We start from the raw sequence: 18365 nt of genomic DNA, 5'->3' as shown, positions 1-18365 counted from the left end.
ACAGATCATAGCCAATCAAGCTTGTCGAATTTGCCATAAAATTTGCGGTAATTCGCACAGTCCGGACAGGAAAACTCCTCTCCTTCTCATGGGCCTAGAAGAATAGTGATGGCATCAGATTTATCTTCACTGGCACAGTCCCCTTCAGAAGAGGGTATTGAGCTCGCTTCGTCCTGTCTTTTCTGCGGGAACGATGAATTTGAAGTCGAAGCGCAAGATGTTCGGGACTTTTTCTTCAAATGCGATGACGGGCACTTCGACTATCTGAGGTGCACCGCCTGCAGCGCCATCCTGTTGCGCAACCGGCCGGTGGGCGAACGCCTGCTGCGCGCCTATGCGAGCTACTACACCCATGGCGAGGCGACGGGCGGAGGTGGCGGCGGGTCGGCGGCCAAACGGTTCATCCGCTCCGCCTATGTCCGGAACCGCTATGCCGCCGCGAGCGGCATCATCGACCGGTTGATCGGCACGGCGCTGCGGGCTGCCAGCTACGACACCTCCGGGATCGACGAGCAGTTCCGTTTCGCGCCCAAGGCGCCCGCCAAGGTGCTCGACTATGGCTGTGGGAGCGGCGAGTATCTGCTGCGGCTACACCCGCTCGGCCACGACCTCGCCGGCGCGGAATATGATCCGCAGCTGATCGGCAGCATGGCCGGTCGCGGGATCGCCATCGCCGATGTCGCCACGCTCGAGGAGTCGCATTGGCAGAGCGAATTCGACCACATCACGCTCGCCCATGTGCTCGAACATGTACCGGACCCGGCGGCCTTGCTGCGGCGTCTCCATGGATGGCTGAAGCCCGGCGGCACACTCTATCTCGAGGTGCCCAACGCCGATGCGACGGGGCTTGCGATGTTCGGACGCTACTGGCGCGGCCTCGAAGCACCGCGCCATTTCGCGCTGCCGAGTCAGCCCGCCCTCACCCGCGCGCTCGAAGCGGCGGGCTTCGCGAGCTGGACGCAGCACATCAACACCTGCGCGCGCGGCTGGGTGTGGGCGGAATCGCTCGAGGCTACGCCCGTGGAAGACCGCGCGGCGCTTCAGGCCAAGATGGCCGCCGCACCGCCCGAAACCCGGGCCAACGCCGAATTCCTGACCTTCGTTGCCCGCAAGCCTGACGCATGAACGCCCGCAATTTCCTGAAGCAGAACCTGCCGCCGCAGATGAAGGCGATCGTGCACCAGCTGCGCGGCAGGATCGCATCGCCGCCGATCGACGAAGTGGTGCTCGCGGAATTCGGGATCGCGCCCGATGCCAGCATTACGCCGCGCCTGACCATGGTGGTGCCGCTGCTGCAAAAGGGCGCGGACTTCGGCGGCACCGCGACCGGTATCGACATCTTCGCGCGGGCCTGCCTTGCCCTCAGGGCCACGGGGCCGCTCGATGTGCGGGTCATCATCACCGATGTAGTGTCCGAAACCGATCCCACGATCATCACCACGCGCGCCGCGAAAGCGGGGCTGACGATCACGCCCGACCAGATCGAGCTGGTCCGCAGTCCGCATGCAGCTATCCCTGTGCGGCCGCACGAGATCTTCGTCACCTATAACTGGTGGACGACGCTCAACTTCGCCGCCGTGCGCGATGCGCAGGCCAGGGCCTTCGGCCAGCCGCCGCGCCCGCTCGTATGGCTGATGCAGGACTACGAACCGGCGTTCATGGAGTTCTCCTCCGCCCACATGCTCGCCCGCGCCGCCTATGATACGAGCGCACCGCTGTGGGGCATCATCAACAGCTCGAACCTCGCCGAGTACATCACCGCCGTCGGCCATTCGGTCGAACGCAGCTTCATGTTCGAGCCGGTGATATCGGACGCGCTGCGGCCCTATCTGGCGCAGGTCGGCACGGCCCCGCGCAAGCCGCGCGTGCTGGTCTACGGGCGGCCGAATGTGGCGCGCAACTGCTTTCCCGCGCTGGTCCGGGGCCTCAGGCGCTGGGCGCGGGACTATCCCGAGTTCGGCAGCTGGGAGGTGGTGTCTGCCGGGATGTCCCACGATCCGGTCGATCTGGGCGATGGCCGCAAGCTGACGTCGGTCGGCAAATTGTCGCTCGACGATTATGCGCGGATGCTGCTCGAGACCTCGGCCGGGGTCAGCCTGATGGCCTCGCCCCATCCGAGCTATCCGCCGCTTGAGATGGCCCATTTCGGGGTGCGCACGGTGACCAACGGCTATGTCTGCAAGGACCTTTCGACCTTCCACCCCAACATCACCTCGGTGACCTCGATCGCCGAAGCCCCGCTCGCTGCGGCGCTGGCCGATGCCTGCCGCGCGTCGGGCACCCCTGCGCAGGCCTTCGGCAATCCCGAATACCTGCGCGAGGACGCCTATCCGTTCATGGATGATCTGCGGTCTGCGCTAGTCGAGGCGCTGCGCTAGCGCGGTTTGCGCTTCTGATGCTCGCGAGCGCGCGCTCCTCGATGAGGTGCCATGACAGCGCGGCAAGGACCAGCGTCACCGGCAGAGCGATGAGGATATTGCCCAGCGGCCCCGTGCCGGGGAAGAGGTACGCCGCCGCCTGCTGCACCGGAAAGGCATAGAGATAGGTGCCGTAGGAATAGTCCCCGAGCCGGTTATAGGCCAGCACCCGCCCGCCCGGCAGAAAGCCCAGACAAGCGATGGTGTAGCCGAGCGGCACCACGATCGTGAAGGATTGCAGCACGGTGCCGTGGCCGAGAAAGGGCAAGACCCAGAGTACCGCGGCAATCCTCGGGTCGAGCACAACGTGATCGCGCCACACATAGGCCAGCGAACCGAGCGCGAAGGGGAAACCCAGCACCAGCAGCAGCTTCAGCCGGACGGCAGCGCCGGCATCGGGCTGCCATTGCTGACTGGCGAGGTAGGCGAGCGTGAGAGCCACAAATGTCGCCGTGAACGCGAGCCGCCGACGCAGCAGGCCCGCCATCCCCACGACCACGACCATCCCGTAGCAGACGACCTCGTAGAACAGCGTCCACAGGCTGCCATTGATCGAGCGCGGCAGGGGGTTGGCCTCGAACACGCCCGGAAGCGGGTATTGCAGGAACGCAAGGCTGAGATTGCGCGGCACGTAGGTCAGTGTTTGTGGCGCGGCGAGATATTGCGCCAGCGGCAAGGTGGTGAAGAACGCCCCCGCCAGCACCGTCAGCACGGTCACCACGATCAAGGCAGGGTAGAGCCGCGCCGCGCGGGCCAGCGCGAACCGCTTCAGGTTCTGCCCGCGATCGTAACTGCGCGCGATCAGCAGGCCCGACAGGATGAAGAAAATGATCACCGCATGACCGCCTAGGGTTTCGCCGGTCAGCGCCTGAAGCGGCTCGGGCGTTCCCTCGCCGAGCGCGATCGGGAAGGCGTGGGAGACCAGCACGCAGGTCGCCGCGAACATGCGGATCGCGTTGAGATTGTTCTGCCTGCCGGAAAGGCATTGACCAAGCGTCGGATGGCCCGCCCGGTCGGCTTGCGCGCTAGGCATGTTTCGCGATCAGCGGCCGCCACCAGGCTTCGCGGTCGAGATACCAGCGCAAGGTCTGGCGCAGGCCATCGTCGAAGCCGTGCACCGGCGCATAGTCCAGTTCGGCGCGGGCCTTGGTTTCGTCGATCGCGTAGCGGCGGTCGTGGCCGGCGCGGTCGGTGACGAAGGTCTTGAGGCTCTCGGTCGGCTGGCCCTTGGCGGCGGGTGCATCGGGGTAGCGTTCGGCAAGGCCTTCGATTTCGGCAAAGGCGCGATCGACCTCGCGGCAGATGGCGGCGATCACTTCGAGGTTGGGCAGCTCCGCCCCGCCGCCGATATTATAGGTCTCGCCCGGCTTGCCGTTGACGAGGCAGGCCTCGATCCCGCGGCAGTGATCCTCGACATGCAGCCAGTCGCGCACGTTCATCCCGTCGCCGTAGATCGGCAGGTTGCGGCCGTGGAGCGCGTTCAGCAGGAACAGCGGGATCAGCTTTTCGGGGTATTGGTACGGGCCGTAATTGTTCGAGCAGTTGCTGGTCGTCACTTCCAGCCCGTAGGTGTGGTGATAGGCGCGCACCAGGTGATCGGACGCGGCCTTGGATGCCGAATAGGGCGAGTTAGGGGCATAGGGCGTCGTCTCGCTGAAGGCAGGATCGTTGGGCCCGAGCGAGCCGAACACCTCGTCGGTCGAGATGTGGTGGAACCGGTGGGCCACCCCGCTGCCCGACAGCCACACGGCGCGCGCGGCCTTCAACAGGCTGTTGGTGCCGAGGATGTTGGTGTCGATGAAGGCGTCCGGCCCGCTGATCGATCGGTCGACATGGCTTTCGGCGGCGAAGTGCACCAGCGTCGTGATGTCATGATCGCGCAGCAGGCGTTCGACCAGCGCGGTGTCGCGGATGTCGCCTTCGACCAGCTCGGCATGGGGCGCGCCTTCGAGGGTCGAGCGGTTGCCGGCATAGGTCAGCGCGTCGAGCACGATGACCCGGTCTTCGGGATGCTTGGCGTTCCAATAGTGCACGAAATTGCCGCCGATGAATCCGGCGCCGCCAGTAACGAGAAGATTAGCCAAGCTTTGCTTCCTCTTTGAGCATCAGGCGCAGATGGGTGCGCCAGTGGACCGGCGTCTCGTCCAGCGCCGCGCGGGTGGCGCGGCAGTCGAGCAGCGAGAAGGCCGGGCGCTTTGCCGGGGTGGGGTAGTCGGCCGTGGTGAGCGGCCGGATGGTCGGTATGCGTGCCAGCAGACCGAGCGAGTGTGCTTCCTCGGCGATGGCGACAGCGAAATCATACCAGCTTGCGACCCCGGCATCGCTGTGGTGGAAGGTGCCGGTGGCCTCGCGCTCGACCAGCCCCCAGATGGTGCGCGCCAACCCCGTCGCCCAGGTGGGCGCGCCGATCTGGTCGGCGACGACGCCGAGCTCCTCGCGCTCCTTCATCAGGCGGATCATGGTCCGCACGAAGTTCGCCCCGCCCGCTTCATAGACCCATGCGGTGCGCACGAGGATGTCCTGCCGGCGCAGCTTGTCCTCGCCTTCGGCCTTGGTGCGGCCATAGGCCGATTGCGGATTGCGCGGCGCGTCTGGCAGATAGGGCGAAGACGCGGTGCCATCGAAGACGTAATCGGTCGAAACATGGACGAACCTGCCGCCCGTGCTCTCCATCGCCGCAACCATAGTGGCGACCGCATCGACGTTGATCGCCCGCGCCGTATCCTCGTCGCTCTCGGCCTTGTCGACCGCGGTATAGGCAGCCGCATTGATGATGAGATCGGGCGCCTCGACTACCAGCCGCGCGGTCAGCATCGCGCTGTCGGTGAGGTCGACATCCTCGACATCGATGGCGTTGATGTCCGCCCAGGCCGGGGCGGTGCGCTGCAAGGCCCCGCCGAGCTGGCCGTTCGCGCCGGTGATGAGCACTCTCATGCGAACACCGGCACGTCAGCGAGCGCGAGGCCCCGCGCGTCCTTTTCGGAGATCAGCGGGTCGAGCCCATCGACCGGCCATTCGATCCCGACCGCCGGATCGTTCCACGCCAGCGTGAATTCCGACTGCGGCGCATAGGGCGCGGTGCACTTGTAGAGGAAGTCGGTGTCGTCCTCGAGCGTCAGGAAGCCGTGGGCGAAGCCCTCGGGCACCCAGAACATCCGCTTGTTGGCGGCGCTCAGTTCGACGCCCACCCAGTTGCCGAAGGTCGGCGAGGCGGCGCGCAGATCGACCGCGACGTCGAACACCGCGCCGTTCGTCACCCGCACCAGCTTGCCCTGCGGCCCCGGGTTCTGGAAATGCAGGCCGCGCAGCACGCCCTTCTGCGAGCGGCTGTGGTTGTCCTGCACGAAGGCGAGATCGAGGCCCGCGGCAGCAAAGGCCGCGGCGTTCCACGTCTCCATGAAAAACCCGCGCGCATCCCCGAACACGCGCGGCTCGATGATCAACACGCCCGGAATGGCGGTTTCGATGATGTTCACGGCAGCACCGGCTGGTCGAGCAGTTTGAGGAGATATTCGCCATAGCCCGACTTGCGCAGCGGCTCGGCGATTTCGCGCAGGCGGCCCGCCGTGATGAAGCCCTGCCGCAGCGCGATTTCCTCGGGGCAGCAGATCTTGAGGCCCTGCCGTTCCTCGGTGATGCGCACGTAAGTCGCAGCATCGAGCAGCGAGGCATGGGTGCCGGTGTCGAGCCAGGCGAAACCGCGCCCCATGATCTCGACCGACATGGTGCCTTCATCGAGATAGAGGCGGTTCAAATCGGTGATCTCCAGCTCGCCGCGCGGCGAAGGCGCAAGCTCGCGGGCGCGATCGGCCACGGTCTCGTCGTAGAAATAGAGGCCGGTCACCGCATAGTTCGACTTGGGGACCTTGGGCTTTTCCTCGATCGAGACGGCCTTGCCGCCGGCATCGAATTCGACCACGCCGAAGGCCTGCGGGTCGTTCACCCGATAGGCGAACACCGTGGCCCCGCTCTCGCGCGCATTGGCGCTTTGCAGCAGCTGCGGCAGGCCGTGGCCGTAGAAGATATTGTCGCCGAGGATCAGCGCGCTCGGCCCGCCCTTGACGAAATCCGCGCCGATATGGAACGCCTGCGCGAGCCCCTCGGGCCGGGGCTGGACTTCATAGGACAGCTCCACCCCGAAGTCCGAACCATCGCCCAGCACACGCTTGAACTGGGCGGCGTCTTCGGGGGTGGTGATGATCAGGATTTCGCGGATCCCGGCCAGCATCAGCGTGCTGAGCGGGTAGTAGATCATCGGCTTGTCGTAGATCGGCATCAGCTGCTTCGACACGCCGCGCGTCAGCGGATACAGTCTGGTGCCCGAGCCCCCCGCCAGAATGATCCCGCGCCGCTTCGTTTGGATCTGCATGAGGGGTGCGCACCTTTTAGGGAGATATCCGTAGCGACCGCGCGCTGCATTGCAGCATGGTCGGACGAGGTCAACCGCAAAAGCGCGAAGCGGCTTGTGCCGAAACGAGAATTGGCTAACTGCTTTTGCTGCGGTTGCGGCTGCCGCCGAACCGTTGCCGGAACATGGGCGGCGGAACAGGATCGAACCGGGCAGGTGTAACGGAGCGCACGGACAGATGAACGAAGCCATCGACCGCTTCCTTGCTGTCGCCGTCCGCTGCGCCGTCAAAGGGGAAGGCCTGCCGGTCTGGCCCGAACAATGGCCGCAGGACGAAGCATTTGCGGACAGGCTTTTCCGCCGGATCGCCTTCCACGGCATCTCGCGGGTCCTGCTGGAAGGGGGCGACCGGCTGGCGGCCTGGCCCGCAGTGGGCGAGCAGGTCCGCGCAGAGGCGCGCGCGCAGAGCTTCTGGGAATTGGGCCATCGGCAGGTCTGCTCGCGCATGATCGCCAGCCTCGATGCGGCCGGGATCGCCAGCGCGGTGACCAAGGGGACGGCGCTCGCCTATTCGGTCTATCCCGATGCCGCGATGCGGCGACGGGGCGACAGTGACGTCTTGCTCGACGACCGGCAGAAGCCCGCAGTGCGGCGGGTGCTGCGCGAAGCCGGCTTCCGCCCGCTGGGGGATGCCCGTCCGCTACAGGAAAACTGGGCCAGCGAATGTCCGATGGGCTTCACCCATTCCTTCGATCTGCACTGGCGCATCAATGCCAGCCCGATGATCGCGCAATGTCTGGAGCGCGGCGGAATCGGCACGCGCACCGCAGCGCTGACGCGGCTTGCACCCCAGGCGCGCGCGATCGCCGGGCCTGACAATCTGGTGCTGGTGGCGATCAACCGCGCCTCGCACGGGGTGTTCGGATACCAGTCGGACCGGCGCAAGCTGTTCGAGGGTGACCGGCTGATCTGGGCGCTCGACGTCCACCTGCTGTGCGCCGCCTTCACGCCCGGCGACTGGCAGCACCTGCTCGACACCGCGATCGCCAGCGGCACCGCGCCGTTCGTGCTCTCGGCGCTCGACTTCGCGGCCGGGGCGCTGGAGACAGCCGTGCCGCCGGCAATCCGAGAAGCGCTCGCCGCCCATCCCGGCGACGAGCGGCTGGCGCGGTGCCTCGGCCCGCTTTCGGGTGCGGCGCGGCTGCGGCTCGATCTGTCCGCCAGCCCGACCTTGCGCGACAAGCTGGCGCTGATCGCCTATACCGTCTTTCCCGGCGCCGAAGTGCTCCACGAGCGCTTCCCCGATGCAACGCACCTGCCGCTTTACGCCCTGCAGGCCAAGCGCATCCTCGGGGCGCTCGGCCGCCGTCCGCAGCATCGCACCTGACATGGGGCTGACCGCCATGCTTCCCTGGGCGCGGCAGCATGCACGCAGCCTTGCCGTGATCGGCGGCCTGTCGCTGCTCGGCTCGCTGGCGACTCTGGCGATGCCGTGGCTGGCGGCGCAACTGGCGGCAGCGATCGTGGGCGAGGCGGCGATCGACCTCGACACCACGCTCGTGCTGCTGACGATCGCGCTGGTGGCGATGACGGGCGCCAGCATCCTCGTCACCATCGTCTCGGAGCAGGCAACGGGCCAGATCCTCGCCGGGCTGCGCCGCGATGCCTATGCCCATATCCATGCAATGCCGGTGTCCTTCCACGACACCAGCCGGCAGGGCGACCTGCTGTCGCTGATGAGCTACGAGGTGCAGACCCTCAGCACCTTCCTCACCGCCACGCTGGCGCAATTGCCCGCGATGCTGATGACCGCAGGCGGCGCGGTGGTGCTGATGTTCCTGATCGACCCGGTGATGGCGCTGGTGGTGCCGGTGCTGATCCCGCTGTTCTATCTCGGCATGCGGCTGCTCGCCCGGCGCCTGCGCACCATGGGGCGCAGCGTGCGCGATGCCGAGGTCGAGGTGCTGTGGCAGGCCGAATGCGATCTCGAGATGCTGCCCGCGATCAAGGCCTTCGCGGTCGAGGATGAGCGCTTCGCGCGATACCGCGCCGCGATCGAGAAGGCCCGGCAGATGAAGCTGGCGCAGGCGCGCATCACAGCCTTCATCGGCCCGGTCGTCACCTTGATTGCCGGGCTGGCCGCGATCGGCATTCTGGTCGCCGGCACGTCGTCGCTCGCCAGCGGCAACCGCAGTCCGGGCGAGATCTTTGCCTTCCTGTTTTATGCCGCGCTGCTGACCCGCCCGGTCGGCAGCCTTGCGGGCACCTACGGCGCCTATCAGCTGGCGCGCGGGGCGATGGAGCGGCTGGAGGCGGTGCTCGCGCTGCCCGGAGAGGCGGGGTATCGCCAGACGGGCGACCCGGGCCGCGCGCAGGGCGCGATCGGGTTCGAAGCGGTGGATTTCGCCTATCCCGGCCGCCCGCCGGTGCTGTCGGGGTTCAGCCTCAACATCGCCCCGGGCGAGACCATTGCGCTCACCGGGCCGAACGGGGTCGGCAAGTCCACGCTCGTGAACCTGCTGCTGCGGTTCTACGAGCCGCAGGCGGGGCGCATCACGCTCGACGGGGCCGACATCACGAGCCTCGACGTGAAGGCGCTACGCCGCCAGTTCGGGGTCGTGCCGCAGCGGGCGCTGCTGGTCGACGGGACGATCCGCGAGAATATCGCCTTCGGCCTGCCCGATCCCGATGCGGCCAGCCTCGAGCGCGCCGCGCGGCAGGCTCAGGCGTGGGATTTCATCAGCCAGCTGCCCGAGGGGATGGACACCCGGATCGGCGATGACGGGGTGCGCCTGTCGGGCGGGCAACGCCAGCGCATCGCCCTCGCCCGTGCGCTGCTGCGCGATCCACCGGTCTACATCTTCGACGAGGCGACCAGCATGTACGACCTCGAGGGCGAGGCAGCTTTCGTCGAGGAATGCGTGCGCGCTCTGTCAGGCCGTACCGTCATCCTAATCACCCACCGCCCCGCCAGCCTCGCGCTCGCCGACCGCATCATCCGGCTCTCTCCCGACGGCTGGAGCGTGGTGGGACAGGACGCCTGACATGAGCGGCATTTGCGCCGTGCTGCGCCTCAATGGCGCACCCGCCGAGACCGCCAGCCTTGCCCCCGTCCTCGCTGTGATGGAAGCGCGCGGGCCAGACGGATCGGCCCTCGACGCCGATGGCCCTGCAGCCTTCGGCCATGCGCTCAATGCGACCACGCCCGAAGCTGTGGTCGAGCCCATGCCGTATCGCCATCCCGGCAGCGGCTGCATCATCACCGCCCACGTCCGGCTCGACAACCGCGCCGAGCTGATGGCCGATCTCGGCCTGACATCCGGCGAGCGGGTGGTGGGCGACGGCGAGCTGATCGTCTGCGCCTACCTGCGCTGGGGCTACGACTGCCTCCCGCGCCTGCTCGGCGATTTCGCCTTCGCGCTGTGGGACCCGCGCGCGCACCGGCTGCTGTGCGCGCGCGACAAGGTCGGGATGCGGCAGCTGACCTACCATTTCGCGCCGGGCCGCCTGTTCGCCTGCGCCACCGATCCCGAAGCGCTTGCGGTCCATGCCGAAGTGCCGGATCGCATCAACGAGGCGCGGGTCGCGGACTTCATCGACCAGCTCGAGGCGATCGACCATGTCTCGACCTTCTTCGAGTGCATCAGCCGCCTACCGCCGGCCCATGCGCTGGTGATCGAGGACGGGGCCCTGCGCCAATGGCGCTACTGGGAACTGGCCGCGCCCGGCCCGGTGATCCACCGCGCCAGCGACGCCGAATATGACGCCGCCTTCCTCGACGTCTTTACCGAGGCCGTGCGCGCCCGGCTGCGCTCGCCGGCTCCGGTCGGTGCGATGCTGTCGGGCGGGATGGATTCGGGCACGGTCACCGCGATCGCCGCCGCGCTGCTGCACGAAGCGGGTGCACCGCCGCTCAGGACCTTTTCCGGGATCGACACCGATCCGGCCTGCCCGGAAAGCGCCTGCGTGCGCGCGTCGGTGGCGCACATTCCGCACATCGCCCCGCAGCTCGTCTCGCCCGAGGATGCCGAGAGCTTCCGCGAAGAGGTGATGCGCCTGACCACGGGGCAGAGCGATCCTTTCGACGTCGGCATGGTGTTCAGCCGGTCGATCTATGTTGCAGCGCGGCGCGCAGGGATCAGGGTCATGCTCGACGGAGTGGGCGGTGATACGACGCTGGCGACCGGCGACATGGTGGCCCACCATCTGCGCCGCGGCGAGGTGCGGGCGGCTGTGCGCGATGCTCTCGCGCAGGAGCGTTACTGGGGGGATGAAGCCAAGGCGCTGCCCGCCCTCATGTCCGCCGCGCGGCGGCTGCTGGTCCCCGAATCGCTGCGCGAGCGAAGGCGGGCAACCTGGCAGGAGGCCGAGGTGGAAAGGCTCGCCGCCCGCAGCATGGTCGCTCCCAACCTTGCCGCAAGGGTCGACATGCCGGCGCGGCGACGCGCCAATATGCGCCACATAACAGTCGGGCAGAGCAACGATCAGGCCAACCAGGCCCGCCGCATGCTGCACCCCTACATCATTGTCGCGCGAGAAAGGTACGACCGTGTCGCCGGCGCGATCGGGATAGAGCCGCGCGATCCGTTTCTCGATGTCCGGGTGCTGGAGTTTTGCCTGACCCTCCCTCCGGAACAATTGCACGGCCGGGGCTGGGCCAAGTTCATCATGCGCCGCAGCATGGCAGGCCGCCTGCCCGATTCGGTGCGGTGGAAGCTCGGACGCGACCATGTCGGGTTCCGATTCGTCGAAATTTTCCTTGGAACTGCGCCGCAAGTGCTTGATGATTCGGCTTCTTCAAATCTTGCTAGATATGTCAGGAATGCGCCCGAAGGAGGCGAATTTGCGCTGCGGTGCAGCGAAGATGGGGTTGTATCCGAGACCGATCTGATTTATCTGGCTTTCTGGTTAGCGAAATTTAACACCTCCCGGGATTGATTGGAGACCACGATGTCGAAGCAGGAAAAGACCGCCAAGGCCCCCTACGCGCAGCCGAAGCTGGCCGTCTATGGCGGCTTCTCGCAGCTGACTGCATCGGGCAGCATCAACGCCGTCGAAACGCCCACCATGATGGGTCTCATGATGGTGCGCCCGTAACACATCGATTGAGGTGTGCTGCAACTGATTGAATCGGTTGATTCTGGTGCTCCAAATAGTCGGCCCCGCCCTTTCGGGTCGGGCCGACTTTCTGCATGGGCGGTGTCTCAGGACATAGCCGTGTCGTCCGACTCGGCCGGCGCAAAGACAGGGGTGCAGGCCCTCGGCGATGCCGAGGAATTCGGTCCCGCGGTCGAGCAGACCGCTCCCGGGGTGTTCACCCTCGACTTCGGTAGCTTGGCGCGGTTTGTCGTGAGCTTCGAAGACCGCTCGGTCCGGCTGGTCGCCGCCCGGCCCGAGGCCGATCAGGACACCATCGACCACCTGCTTGACGACCACATCGCCCCGCGCATCATCGCGGCTGACGGCACGCTCGTGCTGCACGGCAGTTCGATCGTCGTCGGCTCGCACCTGGTCGCCTTTCTCGGCGGGACGGGATCGGGCAAGTCCACCTTCGCTGCCAGCATGCACGGGATCGGGCACAGGCTGCTCGGCGATGATGCCATCGTCATCAGCGACAAGGGCGGCGTGCTGCATGGCGAGGCCGTCTATCCCAGCCTGCGGCTCTATCGCCGATCGATCGAGCAGGTGTTCGACCGAAGCGTCGAGACCTCGCCGATGGCGTTCTATTCGGACAAGCTCCATGTCGCGGCGCCCGAATTCGGCAGCCCCGCGCCCGAACAATTTCCACTCGGCGCGGTCTTCTTTCTGTCCGAAGGCGATGCGATCACGCTGGAGACAACCTACCCCTCCGATGCCTGCTTCGGCCTCGTTGAAAACAGCTTCGCCTTCGATCCCAATGACCAGACCGGTGCGATGCACAGGATGGCCAAGGCCGCACGGGTCGTGTCGGCCGTCCCCTGCTACGAACTGACCTATCCGCATGATTTTGGCCAGCTGGGCGAGGTTCGCGCGCAGGCGCTTGCCGCGCTGGCCCACCTCTCCCCGCCCGCATAAAGCGGCACTCCCGAAAAGGTTCTGACCCATGTTCCGCCCTGCCGGTTACTCCGTTGTCGACTACGGCCACATGATCGAATGCGAGCCGCGCATGGGGATCTATGCCGAGGCGATGCGCGCCGCGATCACACCCGGTTGCACGGTGATCGATCTGGGCGCGGGCTTCGGCGTGTTCGCCCTGCTGGCGTGCAAATATGGCGCCGGCCACGTCATCGCGATCGAGCCCGACCCCAGCATCGAGCAGCTGATGCCGATGGCGAAGGCGAACGGGTTTGCCGACCGGATCACCGTGGTCCGCGACATCTCGACCAACTACACGCCCGAGACCAAGGCCGATGTGATCGTGTCCGACTGCCGGGGCTCGATCTCGCTCTACCAGCACCACGTCGCCACGCTGGCCGACGCGCGCGCGCGGCTGCTGGCGCCCGGCGGCACCTTGCTGCCGATGCGTGACACCCTGCGGATCGCGCTGGCGCAGTGGGTCAGCAATCGCCGCTCCACGATCCGGCCGTGGCTGACCAACAATTTCGGCCTCGATCTGTCGGTCGGCTACCGGTTCGCCGTCAACGAGGAGCGCAAGGCCTATCTGCGGCCCGAAGACCTGATGTCGGCTGCGGCGGAACTGGCGGTGATCGACTTCAGGACCATCACCGACCCCAATCTCGATGCGACGGTCGAACTCGTCGCAGAGCGGGGGGGCGCGGTCGATGGCCTGCTGATCTGGTTCGACGCCGAAATCGCCGAGGGCCTGACCTATTCCAACGCGCCGGGCGAGCCCGAGCTGGTCTATGGCCAGATGTTCCTCGCGCTCGACAACGCCCCGCGCCTCGCCGCGGGTGACCGGGTGACAGTGCGGCTGCGGGGCATCCTGCAGGGCGATGACTATCTGTGGACCTGGGACTGGCAGGTGCTGGACGCCGCCGGCACGCCGCGTGGGCCCAGCGTGCGGCAATCGACCTTCCTCAGCCACATGTTCTCGCCCAAGGCGCTTGCACGTGCCTCAGATCTGAACACCCCTGCATTGAACAGCCAGATGATGATCGATCGCGATTGCCTCGCGCTGGTGGGCGATGGAAGAACGCTGGACGAAATTGCCCGGACGTTGCAGGAACGCCACCCTGAGCATTTGCCGACCCATCAGGCGGCACTCGACCATGCCGCACTGTGCCTGGGCCGCTACAACCGCGGCTGAGGCCGGCCTGACCGTCATATTCGGAGGAGATACTGTGTCCGATACCCTGGAAGCCCGTTGGCGCATCAGCGATCAGGCGATTGCCAATGCGGTCGCCGACGAGACCGTGATCCTGCATCTGGGCAACGGCACCTATTTCGGCCTCGACCCGATCGGCGCCCGGCTGTGGGACGCGCTGAAGGCGGGCGACCCGCCGAGCTCGATCTGCGCGGCGGTGCTCGAGGCCTATGACGTCGAGCCCGAACAGCTCAACGCCGATCTGCGCGCGCTGCTCGAGGAGCTGCGCAGCAACGATCTGGCCGAACCGGCCTGATCCGGCGGCGGTCATGACCGGGGCATGACGCGGCCCTCGTCCACCATCGGAAAGCTCGCGCTGGCGGCCGAGGCACTGCTGGCGCTCGCTGCGGCCCGATTCGTGCTGCACCGCACCAAGCCGGCAGACGTCCAGCAGCGTAACCACGAGGCCGCCGCTGCCGGGGGGCTCTCCCCGGGCGGAGCGCACGCGGGGCGACAAGGTGCAGAGGTCGCCTGGGCAATCACATGGATGTCGCGGCGTCTGCCGTGGCGGGCCGATTGTCTGGTGCAGGCGTTGGCCGGTCAGAAGATGCTGATTCGGCGGCGAATCGCGAGCGAAATCAGGGTCGGCACCGCCAAGCACGACGACGGCAGCTTCGAGGCCCATGCATGGCTGGTATGCGGCCCGCAGGTCCTGCTGGGCGGCGACATCGACCGCTTCGAACCCCTGCTTGACGCTTCCGACCCCGCGCCAAGGGCCGACTGAGGCGGGCGGAAAACCCTGACTATCCTCACGGACCAATGCGATGAATGGTGCTGCAGGCACGCTTCATTTACCAAATTCGAGCTATGGGAGGTTGCAAAGCTTGCTGCATTGCACTACGCAATAGTCCGAGGGATTTGAATTAAAGGGCTTCTGACATGATCAAGACCGTGACTCGCATGCTTGCTGCCACCGCAGCGCTTGGCCTCGTCGCCGCGCCGATCATGGCCCAGGCGAACACCCGCGCTGCTGACAGCGCCGCGGCCTACAGCACCGCGAACGCGCTCCCCGGCCTCGGCCGCGCGGCTGGCGGTGAAGGTCAGGCCGAAGAAGGCGCCGGCGGCAGCGCGCTGCTCATCGGCGGCGTCGCGGTTGCCGTGATCATCGGCGGCATCGTCGTTGCCTCGGACAGCGGCGACAACGGCTGCGCCTCGCCGGGCGCCTGCTGATCGCGCGAGCCCGACGCGAAAGCCTTGAATTTGCGATAGATCGCCCGGTACCCAGTGCCGGGCGTTTTCTTTTGTCCTGCACCTCGTTGACCGGATCCGCCCGACGCCGGCCCGGATCGATCGCGGAATCTATCGTGTGACCCAGCAAGCCACAGACCGGCTCCCCTTCCTGCTATTGGCCGCGCTGCTGCTGGTCGCCTTCCTGTTCGGCGGCGGCGGCATCGGGGCAGCGCTGGCCAATCTCGCGGTGCAGCTCACCGCGCTCGCGGTGCTGGCAATGCGCCGCGAGGCCTTCGCGGCATTCTGGCGCGAATCGCCCTTGGCGCTGCGCGCGCTCGTCGTCCTCTCGATTGCCCTGCCGCTGGCGCAGATCATCCCGCTTCCCGAAGCGCTGTGGCAGAGCCTGCCCGGCCGCGCACCCGTCACTGCCTCGCTGGCGCTGACCGGCGCCGGCAACAGCGCGCAGTGGATGCCCTTCAGCTTTGACCCGCGCCGCACGCTGCTCGCCGCGACCGCCCTCGTCACGCCGCTTGCCGTGCTGTGCGCAGGCTGGACGCTCCCGCGCGAGCGCCTGATCGACCTCGGCTGGGGTGTGGTCGCACTGGGGCTGGTCACGGTGCTCATCGGCGCGGCACAGCTGGCCGGCGGGAGCGACGCGGCGACACTCTACGGGTCGCGGCAGCCGGGCCAGATCCTGCTTGGCACCTTCGCCAACCGCAACTCGACCGGCCTGTTCCTGACCTTCGCGCTCGGGCTTGCCGCGCTGCTTCCCGCGCGGCGCCCGCATCCCGTGGTGATGCCCGCGCGCCTCGCGACCTGCGCGCTGCTGCTGCTGGCGGTGGTGCTCACCCAGTCGCGCACCGCGCTCGTGCTGGCGGCGATCCCGGTGCTGCTCGGCGTGCTGCGTGCGCTGACCCAGCGCATGCCGGGCGGCTCGGCACCCCGCACGGCAATGATCGGGCTCGGGGCGCTCGCCCTCGTGGCGATGGGCGCGGGCGCGCTGGTGGTCGCCGCGCCCGGCCGGATCGCCGCGACGCTCGAGCGGTTCGAAGCCAAGGACGATCCCCGTCGCTTCATCTGGGATGATGCGGTCTACACCGCCGGTCGCCACTGGCCGGTGGGGGCCGGGATCGGCACCTTCGACGAGCTCTACCAGATCGACGAATCGCTCGAGAACCTGACCCTGCGCCGCGCGGGCCGCGCGCATAACGACTATATCGAGATCACCATCGAGGCCGGAGCCCTCGGCCTTGCACTGGTGGCCGCGTGGCTGGTGCTGCTGGCGTGGCTGAGCTGGCGCGCGCGCGGATCGAGGGCGCATTGGGCTGCCTGGGCAGGCAGCGCCTTCCTGCTCGCGATCGCATTGCAATCGGTCACCGACTACCCCTTGCGCAACCAGACGATCCTCGCGCTCGCAGGCTTCGCGCTGCTGCTGCTGACCCGCATCGCCGCGGGCGAACCCGGGCGCGAGCGCGCAAGGAGGGACGCATGATCGGCCGGATCCTCTGGTTCACCGCGCTGGTCCTTGCTGCGCTGCTGACGGCGGGATTGCAGCTCGACCTGCGCGCGCGCAGCGTGCCCGGCCTTGTGCCGGCCGTGCCTTCGCTGCTGCGCGATCAGGCACAGATGGTCGTTACCCGCGAGGCGCTGGCTGGCGGCGACGCGCAGCAGGCGCTTGCCGAGGCGCAGACGCTGGTCACGCGCCGCCCGCTGCCGGCCGAGAACCTCATCCTGCTCGCCGCCGCACAGGCCAAGGCCGGTCAGGAGGAGGCCGCGCTGCGCACCATGCAGATTGCCGGCCGTCGCGGCTGGCGCGAGCCCGCGGCGCAGGAAGTGATGCTGCGTCTTGCGCTCGCCAATGCAGACCGCCCCGAGGCCGCGCGCCGCTATGCCGCGCTGTTCCTGCGCACGGCCACCCCCGATGCGCTGCTGCTCGAACTCGGCCCGGCGGTGTTCGGCAACGGGGACGCGGCGGCGCGCGATACGCTGGTGGCGATCGTCGTCGGGGGCGAGCGCTGGCACGCGGCCTTCCTACGGCGAGGAGCGCGGGTCATGCCCCCCGCTGCCTTCGCCGCCATCGCCGCCGACAGCTTGGTGAGGGGCGCCCCCTTTGACTGCAGGCTTCTGGGCCAGACCATCGGCGGGCTGAAGCAGCGCGACGCGAATGCCGCCGCCACCTTGCGCGCGGCGGCGCTCAAGCGCTGCCCGGGTCTGGCGTCCTAGAGCGTGCGGATAATGCCCGAGAAATCGGTCGCCGCGTTCTCGGCAGCGAAGGCTTCGTAGATCGCACGGGCGTGCTCGCCGAGTTCGACCTTGGCCCCTGCCCCCGCCGCCGCTTCCATCGCGAGCTTCAGGTCCTTGAGCATCAGTCCGGCAGCGAACCCGCCCTGATAGCCGTTGTCCGCCGGGGTCACCGGGCCGACGCCCGGGACCGGGCAATAGGAGGTCATCGACCAGCACTGGCCGCTTGAGACGCTCGAAATGTCGTAGAAGGTCTGCGCGTCGAGCCCGAGCTTGTCCGCCATGGCAAAGGCCTCGCAGGTGCCGATCATGTGGATCGCCAGCAGCATGTTGTTGCAGATCTTGGCCGCCTGCCCATTGCCCGCCGCACCCGCATGGATCACCGCCTTGCCCATCGCGGCGAGGATCGGCTGGGCGCGGGCGAAGGCTTCGTCAGAGCCACCGACCATGAAGGTGAGCGTGCCCCCCGCCGCCGCCGCGATCCCGCCAGAGACGGGCGCGTCGACCATCTGGTAGCCGTGCGCTTCGGTGACCGAGATCACCTCGCGCGCGGTGGCGACGTCGATGGTCGAGCAATCGAGCAGGATCGCGCCTTCGGGGGCGTGGCCGATGACGTCATCCCAGTAGACCTGTTTCACGATCGCGCCGTTGGGGAGCATCGAGACGACCGCCTCGACGCCTTGGCAGGCCTCTTTGGCGGTGACGAATGTCTGGCACCCCGCCTCGCGCGCGGCGGCGAGCGCGGGTTCGGCGAGGTCGAAGGCGCGGACTTCGTGGCCTGCCTTCACAAGGTTCGCGGCCATCCCGCCGCCCATGTTGCCGAGGCCGATGAATGCGATTTTCATGCTGTCTTTCCCCTCCCGCTTGCGGGAGGGGCCGGGGGTGG

At 67.4% G+C, this 18365-nt stretch carries 19 protein-coding genes; 13 read left to right on the top strand and 6 right to left on the bottom strand.

The window, feature by feature from the left end; translation table 11 throughout:
- Positions 1-309: 309 nt before the first annotated feature.
- Both PFX90_RS16150 and PFX90_RS16145 read left to right on the top strand, forming a co-directional pair.
- Positions 310-1125 carry a class I SAM-dependent methyltransferase gene (locus tag PFX90_RS16150; RefSeq protein WP_285713694.1) on the top strand — a complete coding sequence of 272 codons (816 nt, stop codon included), beginning with the start codon at positions 310-312 and terminating at the stop codon, positions 1123-1125.
- Positions 1122-2378 carry a rhamnosyltransferase WsaF family glycosyltransferase gene (locus tag PFX90_RS16145; protein WP_285713692.1) on the top strand — a complete coding sequence of 419 codons (1257 nt, stop codon included), beginning with the start codon at positions 1122-1124 and terminating at the stop codon, positions 2376-2378. The genes PFX90_RS16150 and PFX90_RS16145 overlap by 4 nt, the downstream gene beginning before the upstream one ends.
- On the opposite strand, the gene PFX90_RS16140 is transcribed toward PFX90_RS16145, so the two are convergent.
- The 5 genes from PFX90_RS16140 to rfbA are packed head-to-tail and all read right to left on the bottom strand — an operon-like array spanning position 2335 to position 6786.
- On the bottom strand, positions 2335-3450 hold the full coding sequence (locus PFX90_RS16140; protein ID WP_285713691.1) for an acyltransferase family protein: 1116 nt from the start codon (positions 3448-3450) through the stop codon (positions 2335-2337). The genes PFX90_RS16145 and PFX90_RS16140 overlap by 44 nt on opposite strands.
- Complete coding sequence (rfbB, locus tag PFX90_RS16135) at positions 3443-4501, bottom strand: dTDP-glucose 4,6-dehydratase (protein WP_285713690.1); 1059 nt, start codon at positions 4499-4501, stop codon at positions 3443-3445. The genes PFX90_RS16140 and rfbB overlap by 8 nt, the downstream gene beginning before the upstream one ends.
- Entirely contained in the window at positions 4494-5351 is an 858-nt protein-coding gene (gene rfbD / locus PFX90_RS16130; protein ID WP_285713689.1) for a dTDP-4-dehydrorhamnose reductase, read from the bottom strand. The genes rfbB and rfbD overlap by 8 nt, the downstream gene beginning before the upstream one ends.
- Positions 5348-5893: a dTDP-4-dehydrorhamnose 3,5-epimerase gene (gene rfbC / locus PFX90_RS16125; RefSeq protein WP_285713688.1), complete on the bottom strand. Its 546-nt coding sequence runs from the start codon at positions 5891-5893 to the stop codon at positions 5348-5350. Before rfbC ends, rfbD begins: the two co-directional genes overlap by 4 nt.
- Positions 5890-6786 (bottom strand): glucose-1-phosphate thymidylyltransferase RfbA, encoded by an 897-nt coding sequence (rfbA, locus tag PFX90_RS16120; RefSeq protein ID WP_285713687.1) that lies wholly within the window; start codon positions 6784-6786, stop codon positions 5890-5892. The genes rfbC and rfbA overlap by 4 nt, the downstream gene beginning before the upstream one ends.
- Positions 6787-7003: 217 nt before the next feature.
- On the opposite strand from rfbA, the gene PFX90_RS16115 reads away from it, so the two are divergent.
- The 11 genes from PFX90_RS16115 (at position 7004) to PFX90_RS16065 (ending at position 17461) form a co-directional block, all read left to right on the top strand.
- Positions 7004-8152: a nucleotidyltransferase family protein gene (locus tag PFX90_RS16115; RefSeq protein ID WP_285713686.1), complete on the top strand. Its 1149-nt coding sequence runs from the start codon at positions 7004-7006 to the stop codon at positions 8150-8152.
- Between the two features lies 1 nt (position 8153).
- Positions 8154-9809, top strand: a complete 1656-nt coding sequence (locus tag PFX90_RS16110; protein ID WP_285713685.1) for an ABC transporter ATP-binding protein — start codon at positions 8154-8156, stop codon at positions 9807-9809.
- Position 9810: 1 nt separating this feature from the next.
- On the top strand, positions 9811-11703 hold the full coding sequence (locus PFX90_RS16105) for an asparagine synthase-related protein (RefSeq protein WP_285713684.1): 1893 nt from the start codon (positions 9811-9813) through the stop codon (positions 11701-11703).
- A 12-nt stretch (positions 11704-11715) separates the two neighbouring features.
- A complete protein-coding gene (locus tag PFX90_RS16100) occupies positions 11716-11862 on the top strand; it encodes a hypothetical protein (protein ID WP_285713683.1) in 147 nt (48 codons plus the stop codon).
- Positions 11863-11982: 120 nt separating this feature from the next.
- Positions 11983-12819, top strand: a complete 837-nt coding sequence (locus tag PFX90_RS16095; RefSeq protein ID WP_285713682.1) for a phosphoenolpyruvate carboxykinase (ATP) — start codon at positions 11983-11985, stop codon at positions 12817-12819.
- Between the two features lie 28 nt (positions 12820-12847).
- Positions 12848-14011, top strand: coding sequence for a 50S ribosomal protein L11 methyltransferase (locus PFX90_RS16090; protein WP_285713681.1), 1164 nt, complete (start codon positions 12848-12850; stop codon positions 14009-14011).
- 34 nt (positions 14012-14045) lie between these two features.
- The gene (locus PFX90_RS16085; protein ID WP_285713679.1) at positions 14046-14324 is read left to right on the top strand and encodes a PqqD family protein; all 279 of its coding nucleotides are present in this window, start codon (positions 14046-14048) and stop codon (positions 14322-14324) included.
- A gap of 24 nt (positions 14325-14348) precedes the next feature.
- Positions 14349-14792 (top strand): lasso peptide biosynthesis B2 protein, encoded by a 444-nt coding sequence (locus tag PFX90_RS16080; RefSeq protein WP_285713677.1) that lies wholly within the window; start codon positions 14349-14351, stop codon positions 14790-14792.
- A 155-nt stretch (positions 14793-14947) separates the two neighbouring features.
- Positions 14948-15238 (top strand): hypothetical protein, encoded by a 291-nt coding sequence (locus PFX90_RS16075; protein ID WP_285713676.1) that lies wholly within the window; start codon positions 14948-14950, stop codon positions 15236-15238.
- A 136-nt stretch (positions 15239-15374) separates the two neighbouring features.
- Positions 15375-16730, top strand: coding sequence for an O-antigen ligase family protein (locus PFX90_RS16070; RefSeq protein WP_285713675.1), 1356 nt, complete (start codon positions 15375-15377; stop codon positions 16728-16730).
- Positions 16727-17461, top strand: coding sequence for a tetratricopeptide repeat protein (locus tag PFX90_RS16065; protein WP_285713673.1), 735 nt, complete (start codon positions 16727-16729; stop codon positions 17459-17461). Before PFX90_RS16070 ends, PFX90_RS16065 begins: the two co-directional genes overlap by 4 nt.
- On the opposite strand, the gene mmsB is transcribed toward PFX90_RS16065, so the two are convergent.
- Complete coding sequence (gene mmsB / locus PFX90_RS16060) at positions 17458-18324, bottom strand: 3-hydroxyisobutyrate dehydrogenase (protein WP_285713671.1); 867 nt, start codon at positions 18322-18324, stop codon at positions 17458-17460. The two genes, PFX90_RS16065 and mmsB, sit on opposite strands and share 4 nt — an antisense overlap.
- Positions 18325-18365: the final 41 nt, after the last annotated feature.

This window comes from Erythrobacter oryzae (genome assembly GCF_030271515.1).
Classification (GTDB): domain Bacteria; phylum Pseudomonadota; class Alphaproteobacteria; order Sphingomonadales; family Sphingomonadaceae; genus Erythrobacter; species Erythrobacter oryzae.
The sequence above is the reverse complement of the archived record's forward strand: the minus strand, read 5'-3'. Positions and strand labels throughout refer to the sequence as shown.